An 8,998-nucleotide genomic window follows, 5' to 3' on the forward strand; every position below is an offset into this window, starting at 1 on the left:
AGTGTTCGCCCTGCCTGCCGATCCCGACCGGGAGCCTTCATGCATCGCGGGAAAAAAGCAGGCTTGCAGACCATGCCGCAGCCAGCCTTGTGACCACGTCGCCCATGCGATTGCGCTCAGCCAGTCTCTGTCATCGGCTGGGACGAGGGTGTCATGCCGTTCCGCCTGATCTTGGGTGCCGCCATCGAAGCCGCGACGGCAACTGTCGGACCATCGCCTCAGCCCCGCGCCCTGACCACCTGCAACAAGGGCATCACCTCGGCCATCTCGGGGCCGTGGGCCTGGCCGGTCACGGCCTTGCGCAGCGGCATGAACAGGCCCTTTCCCTTGCGGCCGGTCGCCTGTTTGACGCGCGTGGTCCATTCGTCCCAGGTCGTCTCGGTATAGGGCGGTGGCGGCAGCAGTTTCATCGCTTCGACAACGAATTCCGCGTCGTCCGGGTCGATCTGCGGCTCGGCGCCTTCGCTGAAGATGCGCCACCAACCGGCCAGATCGTCCAGCACCGTGATGTTCTGCGAGGCCACGCGCCAGAACCGTTCGGCCTGCTCTGCCGGCACGCCAAGCGCGGCGATGCGGTCGGCCACGGCCTCGAGGGGCAGCGCCTGATTCTTCTCGCGGGTCAGCGGCCACAGGTCTTCGGCGTCGAACTTGGTCGGCGAGGCGCCGAACTGGGACAGGTCGAACTCGGCCGCCAACTCGTCCAGGCTGGCCAGCCGCACCGGCTGACCCGAGCCCAGCCGCGCCATCAGCGAAATCAGCGCCTCGGGGGCGACGCCGGCCTCGCGCAGATCCTTCAGCGACAGCGCGCCGATGCGCTTGGACAATTCCTCGCCTTGCGCACCGGTCAGCAGCGAATGATGGGCGAAGGCGGGCGGCGTGCCACCGAGCGCCTTGATGATCTGGATCTGGGTCGCCGTATTGGTGACGTGATCGGATCCGCGCACGATATGGGTGACGCCCATATCCACGTCATCGACGGATGAGGCAAAGGTATACAGCACCTGCCCGTCGGCGCGGATCAGCACCGGGTCGCTGACCGAGGCGGCGTCGATCGAGATGTCGCCCAGAATCCCGTCCACCCACTCGATCCGTTCCAGATCCAGCCGGAACCGCCAATACCCCTCGCGGCCCTCGGCCCGCAGCCTGTCCTTGTCGGCATCCGAAAGCGCCAGCCCGGCCCGGTCATAGACCGGCGGGCGCCCCATGTTCAGCTGCTTCTTGCGCTTCAGATCCAGTTCGACCGGGGTTTCGAACACCTCGTACAATCGGCCGTCGGTGCGCAGCCGGTCGGCGGCCTCGGCATAGCGGTCCAGCCGCAGCGACTGGCGTTCCTCGCGGTCCCAATGCAGGCCCAGCCAGTCCAGATCGCGCTTGATGCCGTCCACGTATTCCTGCTTGCTGCGCTCCTGATCGGTATCGTCGAGGCGCAGGATGAAGCTGCCGCCGGCCTGGCGCGCGATCAGATGATTGAACAGGGCGGTACGCAGGTTGCCGACGTGAATGTGGCCGGTGGGCGACGGCGCGAAGCGGGTGGTGGTCATGAAACGTCTCCTGTTGCCGCTGCTCTTTCACAGACCGCCTTTTTTGTCCATATCGGTGAGGCGCGCGGCGACGGAGATGCGGATGAGCGACTGGAACGAACTGACGGCCCCGGATGCGACCGAGATCGAGGCGATGGCCCGCGCCGCGCTGGCCACGCTGCCCGCGGAATTCGGCGGCCCTGCGCAGGATGTGGCGATCCGGGTGGCGGAATTCGCGCCCGACGAGGTTCTGGACGAATTGCAGATCGACGATCCGTTCGAACTGACCGGCCTCTATGACGGCATTCCGATGACCGAGAAATCGGTGGCCGACCAGCCGGGCGGACCGGATATCGTCTGGCTGTTCCGCCGACCGCTGCTGGACGAATGGGCCACGCGGGGTGACGTGACGCTGGGCCAGTTGATCGCCCATGTCGTGATCCACGAATTCGCGCATCATTTCGGCTGGTCCGACGACGACATCGCGCGGATCGACCGGTGGTGGGAATGACGGATCAGGCACCGATCCTGACCGTCACCCTGAACCCGGCGCTGGATCTGTCGACTGCGGCCGACGCGGTGCGTCCCGACCTGAAACTGCGCTGCGACAAGCCGGTGGCCGATCCCGGCGGCGGCGGCATCAATGTCAGCCGCGCGATCAAGATCATGGGCGGGACATCGACCGCGATGGTGGCGCTTGGCGGGGCGACGGGCGCCCGGATCGCCGGTATGCTGCAGGCCGACGGGCTGTCCGTGGTCCGGCTGACCGCACCGGGCGAGACGCGGCAATCGCTGGCCGTCACCGACCGGCGCCACGGCGGGCAATACCGGTTCGTCATGCCGGGGCCGGAATGGCACATGGCACAGGTCGCCGACATGATGTCGGCCATCGCCGAACATGCGCGCGGCGGTGGCTGGGTGGTGGTGTCGGGCTCGAACCCGCCCGGGGTCGCGCCGGGATTCGAACAGATGCTGACCGTGCGGCTGCAGGACGGGCGCGCAAGGCTGCTGGTGGACACGTCGGGCGACGCCTTGCGCGCACTGGCGGGATCATCCATCCCCGTCGATGTCCTGCGCATGGACAGCCACGAGGCCGAGGCGCTGGCCGGCCGCGCCCTGCCCCTGCGCGCCGACAGCGCCGCCTTCGCCGCCGGGCTGGTCCGCGACGGGGCCGCGAAATCGGTGATCGTGGCGCGCGGCGCGGACGGGTCCGTCATCGCCGGTCCCGAAGGCGCATGGCACGCCCAGGCGGCTCCGGTGCCCGTCGTCAGCGCCGTCGGCGCGGGCGACAGTTTCGTGGCAGGCTATGTCCTGGCCATGGCACGCGGCTGGGCCGTCCCCGAGGCGCTGGCGCTTGGTGCGGCGGGGGCTTCTGCTGCGGTGATGACACCGGCCACCGAATTGTGCCACGCCCATGATGTCGAAAGGCTGTTTGCGCAGCGATCGGTCTCGCGGCTCTGATCCGGGAAACGGCGCCGCCGGCGCAGGTTCCGTCCGGCGCCCCGCCGCGACCCCCCCCCCAGGCAGGCAAGGCAATCCGGCGATCACATGCCGGAATACAGCGGGAACCGACCGCACATATCCTCGACCTCGGCCCTGACCTTTTCCTCGATCGCGCCATTGCCGTCCTCGCCGTTGCTGGCCAGCCCGTCGACGACCTCGACGATCCAGCGCGCGATCTGGCGGAACTCGTCCTCTCCGAAACCGCGCGTGGTGCCCGCCGGCGCGCCCAGACGGATGCCCGAGGTGACGAAGGGTTTTTCGGGATCGAAGGGCACGCCGTTCTTGTTGCAGGTGATGTGGGCGCGACCAAGCGCGGCTTCGGTGGCCTTGCCGGTGACGCCCTTGGGGCGCAGATCGGCAAGGCACAGATGGTTGTCGGTGCCACCCGAGACGATGTCGATACCACCTTTCATCAGCTCGTCCGCCATGGCCTGCGCGTTCTTCACGACCTGCGCGGCATAGGCCTTGAACGACGGCTGCAGGGCCTCGCCGAAGGCCACGGCCTTGGCCGCGATCACATGCATCAGCGGCCCGCCCTGAAGTCCGGGGAACACCGCGCTGTTGATCTTTTTCGCGATCGCCTCGTCATTGGTCAGCACCATCCCGCCGCGTGGCCCGCGCAGCGATTTGTGCGTCGTCGTGGTCACGACATGGGCATGCGGAACGGGCGAGGGATGCTGCCCGCCAGCGACCAGGCCCGCAATATGGGCCATGTCCACCATCAGGTAGGCGCCGACCTCGTCGGCGATCTTGCGGAAGCCGGCCCAGTCCCAGATGCGGCTATAGGCGGTGCCACCCGCCACGATCAGCCTGGGCTTGGCCCGGCGTGCGCTTTCGGCGATCGCCTCCATGTCCAGAAGCTGGTCCTGCTGACGCACGCCATAGCTGACCACGTTGAACCACTTGCCCGACATGTTGACGGGCGACCCGTGCGTCAGGTGGCCGCCCGAATTCAGGTCGAGTCCCATGAAGGTATCGCCCGGCTGCAACAGCGCCAGAAACACCGCCTGGTTCATCTGGCTGCCGCTGTTGGGCTGCACATTGGCGAAACCGCAATCGAACAGCTGCTTGGCGCGTTCAATGGCCAGTGTTTCGGCGACATCGACGAACTGGCAGCCGCCGTAATAGCGCTTGCCCGGATAGCCTTCGGCATATTTGTTCGTCAGGACCGAGCCCTGGGCCTCGAGCACCGCCTTCGAGACGATGTTTTCCGATGCGATCAGCTCGATCTCGTCGCGCTGCCGGCCCAGTTCCTGACGGATCGCCTTCGCGATCTCGGGGTCGCTGCTGGCCAGATCATCGGTGAAAAAACCGGATTCGCGGGTGGGGGCGTTCATCAGTCTCGCGTCCTTTGCATGGCTGAGGGGCGGCGGGAATGGCGCTGTCTTATCGCATGGCCAGACCTGCGGAAAGTGTCAAAACGACCGCGCGCGGACCCGCTGCGACCTGCGCTGCGGGGCTTGTCAACGGCTCGGCCGCGGCCGATGCTGCGCCCGCACGAGGGGACGGAACGCGGATGACGCCACGAATTCATTTCACCGCCAGCCAGGCCGGGCCGGCCCAGGCGGCACTGGCGACGCTGGGCGCGCGCTATGGCGACGCACCGCTGGAGCGGGCGCAGGTGGTGGTGGCGCTTGGCGGCGACGGCTTCATGTTGCAGACCCTTCACGCCACCGAGGGCCGCGACCTGCCCGTCTATGGCATGAACCGCGGCACGGTCGGCTTCCTGATGAACGGATTCGCCGAAGAGGGTCTGCCCGAACGGCTGGCGGCGGCCGAGGAAACCGTCATCAACCCGCTGCACATGCGCGCCACTTGCGCCGACGGATCGATCCACGAGGCGCTGGCCATCAATGAGATCAGCCTGCTGCGCGAGGGTCCGCAGGCGGCGAAGCTGCGGATTCACGTCGATGGCAAGATGCGGATGGAGGAACTGGTCTGCGACGGCGCGCTGCTGGCGACGCCGGCGGGTTCCACCGCCTACAATTACTCGGCCCACGGCCCGATCCTGCCCATCGATTCCGAGGTTCTGGCGCTGACCGCCATCGCCCCCTTCCGTCCCCGCCGCTGGCGCGGCGCGCTGCTGCCCAAGACAGCGCGAATCGCGATCGAGGTTCTCAGCCCCGAACGCCGCCCGGTCATGGCAGACGCCGATTCACGATCGGTCCGTCACGTCGTCTGGGTCCAGATCCGCAGCGCCGCAGAGATCCGGCACCGGGTTCTGTTCGACAGCGGTCACGGACTGGAGGAACGCCTGATCCGCGAGCAGTTCGTCTGACGGCAAGGGCCGGGCGGGCTATCCGGCCTGTCGCAGGGCGGCGGTCAGCGCCGCGAGGTCGCCCCTGTTCTGCGCCAGCATCGCGGACATTTCGGACCGTTCGCTGGCCAGCATGTTCACGCCCTCGATGATGATGTTGAAAAAGCGGATGCCGCCGCCCTTGTCCGAGACGTGCCATTCCACCTCCATCGGCGCGCGGCCGTTGAGATAGGCAGTCGAGCGGACCGCGAAATAGCTTTTCAGCGGGCGTGCCGCCCCCACCTCGACCCGGCCGCCGACGAATTCGCGAAACCGCTTGCCGTATTTTCGGCCCATATAGCCTTGGAAAGCCTGCTCGTAGGCGGCGTATTGCGCCGGGCCGGCCTGACGCGCGGCAGGGCCCAGCACGGTGCGGGCGATGATGTCCACATCGGCGCGGCGCGCGAAGATCGCCTCGAACTGGCGATACAATTGCGCCGGCGGCTGGCCGCTGTTGATGACGGCATAGACCTCGGACACGGTCTTCTGGATCATCGCCTGGGCGGCGTCGGCACTCAGCGCCAGCGCCGGACGCAGCGGAATCAGCGCCGCGCCACCCGCGATCAGCGCCAGGACGTTGCGTCGGTCAGGGCGCATAGGGGTCGATGAAACCTGCATCCGCGCCGGCCGCCGCCTGGCTGTCGTCATAGGGGTCAATGGTCGCCTCCTGTTGTCCGATCTCGTAGCGGCGATGCATCAGGTAGATCAGCCGCGTCTGCGCATAGCTATCAGCACTGCCTTGCAATACGCTATCCACCGTGTCTCCGAAACGGGCCCGCTCACCGGCTTTTGAGCCGAGGCGCAGCCCGAAGCCCAGCGCAAGTTCGTCCCGGTTCAGCACCTGGCCCAGCGGGTCGATCAGCGCATCGACCAGCTTGCCCGCCGTGTCGCGCTGCGTCGAGGGGCCAAGGACCGGCAATTCCAGATACGCGCCCTCGGGAACGCCCCAGACGGCCAGCGTCTCGCCAAAGTCGGTGTCGCGTTCGGGCAGGTTGAAATCGCGGCCGGCGGGGTCGAAAAGGCCCAGGATCCCCAGGGTGGAATTGACCGAGAACCGGAAGGTGTTCTGCACGGCCGGGCCGGGTCGCCCCTGAAGCAGCTGATTCAAGACCTTGCCCGGCAGCGACAGGTTCGAGCCCATGTTGATGACCAGATCGACGGGCTTGGCGCGGCCCGCGCCGGCCGGATCCCCGGCGCCCGAGGACGCCAGCCTCGCCACAGGCCCGACCACGCGCGCATCCAGCGCCTTGTTGAAATCATGGACCCGGCGGTTCTGCGCCTCGTAGGGGTCGTTGATCACGATTCCGTCCTGGATCCGGGGCGAGGCGGCGCATCCGGCCAGCGCGACCGCCGCGATCAGGGCGATACCGGCGTTCTGAAAGAGGGTCATCGGGCGCAAATGGATTTCTAACCTTCTTGTTTTACGGCATAAGGGGCCGTCCGGGGATGACAGGAACCATCCAGTTCGGATAATCGTGCCGCGAGCCTGCGGCAAGCCGCCCGGTTCCGATGGCAGCAGTTCCGAACGTGAAGGACGGCAGATCAATGAGCAAGCCGCCATATCCCCTTTCCGGCAGCAAGGAGCTGCGCAAGGCCAGATCGGCGGGTTTCCCGCTGTTTCTTGCCGTCGCGCTGTTCTCGGCCGTGGTGAACCTGTTGATGCTGACCGGACCGCTGTTCATGTTGCAGGTCTATGACCGGGTGCTGGCCTCGCGCTCGGTCGAGACGCTGACGGCGCTTTTCGTGCTGGTCGTGTTCCTGTTTCTGCTGATGGGCGTGGTCGATCTGGCCCGCAACCGCGTGACCCAGCGGATCGCCGCGCGCTTTCAGGACCGGATGGAAGGTCGCGTCTTTACCGCCGCCCTGCGCGAGGGCGCCATCACCGGCGACGAATCGGCCGCCGCTGCCAGCGGCATGCGCGATCTGGATTCGGTGCAGCGATTCATCGGTTCGCCGGTGCTGCTGGCGATGTTCGATCTGCCGTGGGCGCCGCTGTTTCTGGCCGCTGTCTTCATGTTCCATCCGCTGCTGGGGGCGGTGGCGACGATCGGCGGGCTGATCCTGATTGTCTCGACCATCGCCAACCGGATCATGACCAAGGCCCCGTTGCAGCAGTCGAACGCCTCGTCGACGCAGGCGCAGCGGATGGCCGATCTCTATCGCGACGAGGGCGAGGTGATCGGCGCCCTGGGGATGCGCGGCGCCACCTTTGCGCGCTGGCGCAAGGCCCGCGAAGAGGCGCAGGTGCAGTCGGTGCGCGGGGCCGACCGGGCCTCGGGTTTCACCGTGTTTTCGCGCAGCTTCCGGCTGTTTCTGCAAAGCGCGATGCTGGCGACCGGCGCGCTTCTGGTGCTGCGCCAGGAGGTGACGCCGGGCGCGATGATCGCCAGTTCGATCATGATGGGCCGGGCGCTGGCCCCGATCGAGCAACTGGTCGGCGGCTGGGCGCTGTTCCAGGCGGCGCAGGACGGATGGGACCGGCTGTCGCGGCTGCTGACCCGGCAGCCGCCGCAGGTCGAACACACCCCCCTGCCCCGCCCCGAGGCGCATATCGACGTCCGGCAATTGTCCGTCGCCCCGCCGGGCCAGAACATCGCGACGATCCGCGGCGTCAGTTTCGAGATCCGGCCCGGTCAGGCGCTTGGCGTGATCGGCCCGTCCGGCGCCGGCAAGACCACGCTGGCGCGGGCGCTGATCGGATCGTGGCCGGTCGGCGCCGGCTCGGTCCGGCTGGGCGGCGCGACGCTGGACCAGTATGATCCCGACGTTCTGGGCAACCTGATCGGCTATCTGCCGCAGCAGGTGACGCTGTTCGACGGCACCATCGCCGAGAACATCGCCCGCCTGTCGCCCGAACCCGACCCCGCCCGCGTGGTCCGGGCTGCGCAGGCGGCGGCGGCGCATCAGATGATCCTCGATCTGCCGCAGGGTTATGATACCCGGATCAGCCAAAGCTCGGGACGGCTTTCGGGGGGCCAGATCCAGCGGATCGGCCTTGCCCGCGCCCTGTATCCCGATCCGGTGCTGCTGGTTCTGGACGAACCGAACTCCAATCTCGACAATCAGGGATCCGAGGCGCTGAATGCGGCGATTCGCAGGGTCAAGGCGCAGAACGGCGCGGTCGTGATCATGGCGCACCGGCCCGCCGCGATCAACGAATGCGAACTGCTGATGGTAATGGAACAGGGCGTCCGCCGTGCCTTCGGGCCGCGCGACAAGGTGTTGCAGGAGATGGTGCAGAACTCGGCCCAGATCAGGAAGGCGCAGGAATCCGGCCGCGTCGGAGGTGTGTCATGAGCGACGAGAACGGCGACGACGACCGCGAGGATCGCGAGAACGGCAGGCAGAAGCCGCTGCTTCTGACGCCCGATCAGCCAGCGCCTTCGCCCGATCCGGGCAAGGACAGTGACGAGGACGAAGGCCGGCGGAAAGAAGGCCGGCGGGACGAAGACAGGCCCGAAACCGCCGCGGATCAGGCCGGGCCGCGCCAAGGCAGCGGATATTCGCTGGCCGGGATCGGAATCGGCGTCGGCGCCCAGGCGCAGGGCGCCGCGCCGCAGCAGGCGAAGCCACCGGCCCCCGAACCGGCGCGGGTGCGCGACGATCAGCCCCGCGAATCTCGCGAACTGGTCCGAACCCGCGAAGCCCAGACCCCCGCGCCGCCGCCGCCGCCCTCGCC

At 67.6% G+C, this 8,998-nt stretch carries 9 protein-coding genes; 5 read left to right on the top strand and 4 right to left on the bottom strand.

Translation table 11 applies throughout. The features are described 5' to 3' along the window. Window positions 1-218: 218 nt before the first annotated feature. Window positions 219-1,541 (bottom strand): glutamate--tRNA ligase, encoded by a 1,323-nt coding sequence (gene gltX / locus B4L36_RS07195; protein ID WP_292954491.1) that lies wholly within the window; start codon window positions 1,539-1,541, stop codon window positions 219-221. Between the two features lie 82 nt (window positions 1,542-1,623). On the opposite strand from gltX, the gene B4L36_RS07200 reads away from it, so the two are divergent. Continuing rightward, window positions 1,624-2,031, top strand: coding sequence for a metallopeptidase family protein (locus B4L36_RS07200; protein WP_292954494.1), 408 nt, complete (start codon window positions 1,624-1,626; stop codon window positions 2,029-2,031). Beyond that, window positions 2,028-2,981, top strand: a complete 954-nt coding sequence (locus B4L36_RS07205; RefSeq protein ID WP_292954497.1) for a 1-phosphofructokinase family hexose kinase — start codon at window positions 2,028-2,030, stop codon at window positions 2,979-2,981. The genes B4L36_RS07200 and B4L36_RS07205 overlap by 4 nt, the downstream gene beginning before the upstream one ends. 83 nt (window positions 2,982-3,064) lie before the next feature. Here B4L36_RS07205 and glyA read toward each other — a convergent pair whose 3' ends face one another. Next, window positions 3,065-4,360: a serine hydroxymethyltransferase gene (glyA, locus tag B4L36_RS07210; RefSeq protein WP_292954500.1), complete on the bottom strand. Its 1,296-nt coding sequence runs from the start codon at window positions 4,358-4,360 to the stop codon at window positions 3,065-3,067. 179 nt (window positions 4,361-4,539) lie between these two features. On the opposite strand from glyA, the gene B4L36_RS07215 reads away from it, so the two are divergent. After that, on the top strand, window positions 4,540-5,301 hold the full coding sequence (locus B4L36_RS07215) for an NAD kinase (protein WP_292954503.1): 762 nt from the start codon (window positions 4,540-4,542) through the stop codon (window positions 5,299-5,301). Window positions 5,302-5,319: 18 nt separating this feature from the next. Here the strand turns inward: B4L36_RS07215 and B4L36_RS07220 are convergent, their stop codons facing one another. Together B4L36_RS07220 and B4L36_RS07225 are read right to left on the bottom strand one after the other, a co-directional pair. Continuing rightward, entirely contained in the window at window positions 5,320-5,916 is a 597-nt protein-coding gene (locus tag B4L36_RS07220; RefSeq protein ID WP_292954506.1) for an MlaC/ttg2D family ABC transporter substrate-binding protein, read from the bottom strand. After that, window positions 5,906-6,709: an MlaA family lipoprotein gene (locus tag B4L36_RS07225; RefSeq protein ID WP_292954509.1), complete on the bottom strand. Its 804-nt coding sequence runs from the start codon at window positions 6,707-6,709 to the stop codon at window positions 5,906-5,908. The genes B4L36_RS07220 and B4L36_RS07225 overlap by 11 nt, the downstream gene beginning before the upstream one ends. Window positions 6,710-6,864: 155 nt before the next feature. Here B4L36_RS07225 and B4L36_RS07230 point away from each other — a divergent pair, with 155 nt between their 5' ends. Both B4L36_RS07230 and B4L36_RS07235 read left to right on the top strand, forming a co-directional pair. Then, window positions 6,865-8,616, top strand: coding sequence for a type I secretion system permease/ATPase (locus B4L36_RS07230; protein WP_292954512.1), 1,752 nt, complete (start codon window positions 6,865-6,867; stop codon window positions 8,614-8,616). Then, the coding region (locus B4L36_RS07235) for a hypothetical protein (RefSeq protein ID WP_292954515.1) at window positions 8,613-8,998 on the top strand (386 nt) is incomplete at its 3' end. The genes B4L36_RS07230 and B4L36_RS07235, both read left to right, overlap by 4 nt.

The sequence above is a fragment of the Paracoccus sp. UBA889 genome, assembly GCA_002294185.1.
Lineage (GTDB): Bacteria > Pseudomonadota > Alphaproteobacteria > Rhodobacterales > Rhodobacteraceae > Paracoccus.

What these genes read in the sequence shown, in the direction of transcription:
- gltX (WP_292954491.1), bottom strand. Translation starts at nt 1,541, where the DNA reads ATGACCACCACCCGCTTCGCGCCGTCGCCCACCGGCCACATTCACGTC.
- B4L36_RS07200 (WP_292954494.1), top strand. Translation starts at nt 1,624, where the DNA reads ATGAGCGACTGGAACGAACTGACGGCCCCGGATGCGACCGAGATCGAG.
- B4L36_RS07205 (WP_292954497.1), top strand. Translation starts at nt 2,028, where the DNA reads ATGACGGATCAGGCACCGATCCTGACCGTCACCCTGAACCCGGCGCTG.
- glyA (WP_292954500.1), bottom strand. Translation starts at nt 4,360, where the DNA reads ATGAACGCCCCCACCCGCGAATCCGGTTTTTTCACCGATGATCTGGCC.
- B4L36_RS07215 (WP_292954503.1), top strand. Translation starts at nt 4,540, where the DNA reads ATGACGCCACGAATTCATTTCACCGCCAGCCAGGCCGGGCCGGCCCAG.
- B4L36_RS07220 (WP_292954506.1), bottom strand. Translation starts at nt 5,916, where the DNA reads ATGCGCCCTGACCGACGCAACGTCCTGGCGCTGATCGCGGGTGGCGCG.
- B4L36_RS07225 (WP_292954509.1), bottom strand. Translation starts at nt 6,709, where the DNA reads ATGACCCTCTTTCAGAACGCCGGTATCGCCCTGATCGCGGCGGTCGCG.
- B4L36_RS07230 (WP_292954512.1), top strand. Translation starts at nt 6,865, where the DNA reads ATGAGCAAGCCGCCATATCCCCTTTCCGGCAGCAAGGAGCTGCGCAAG.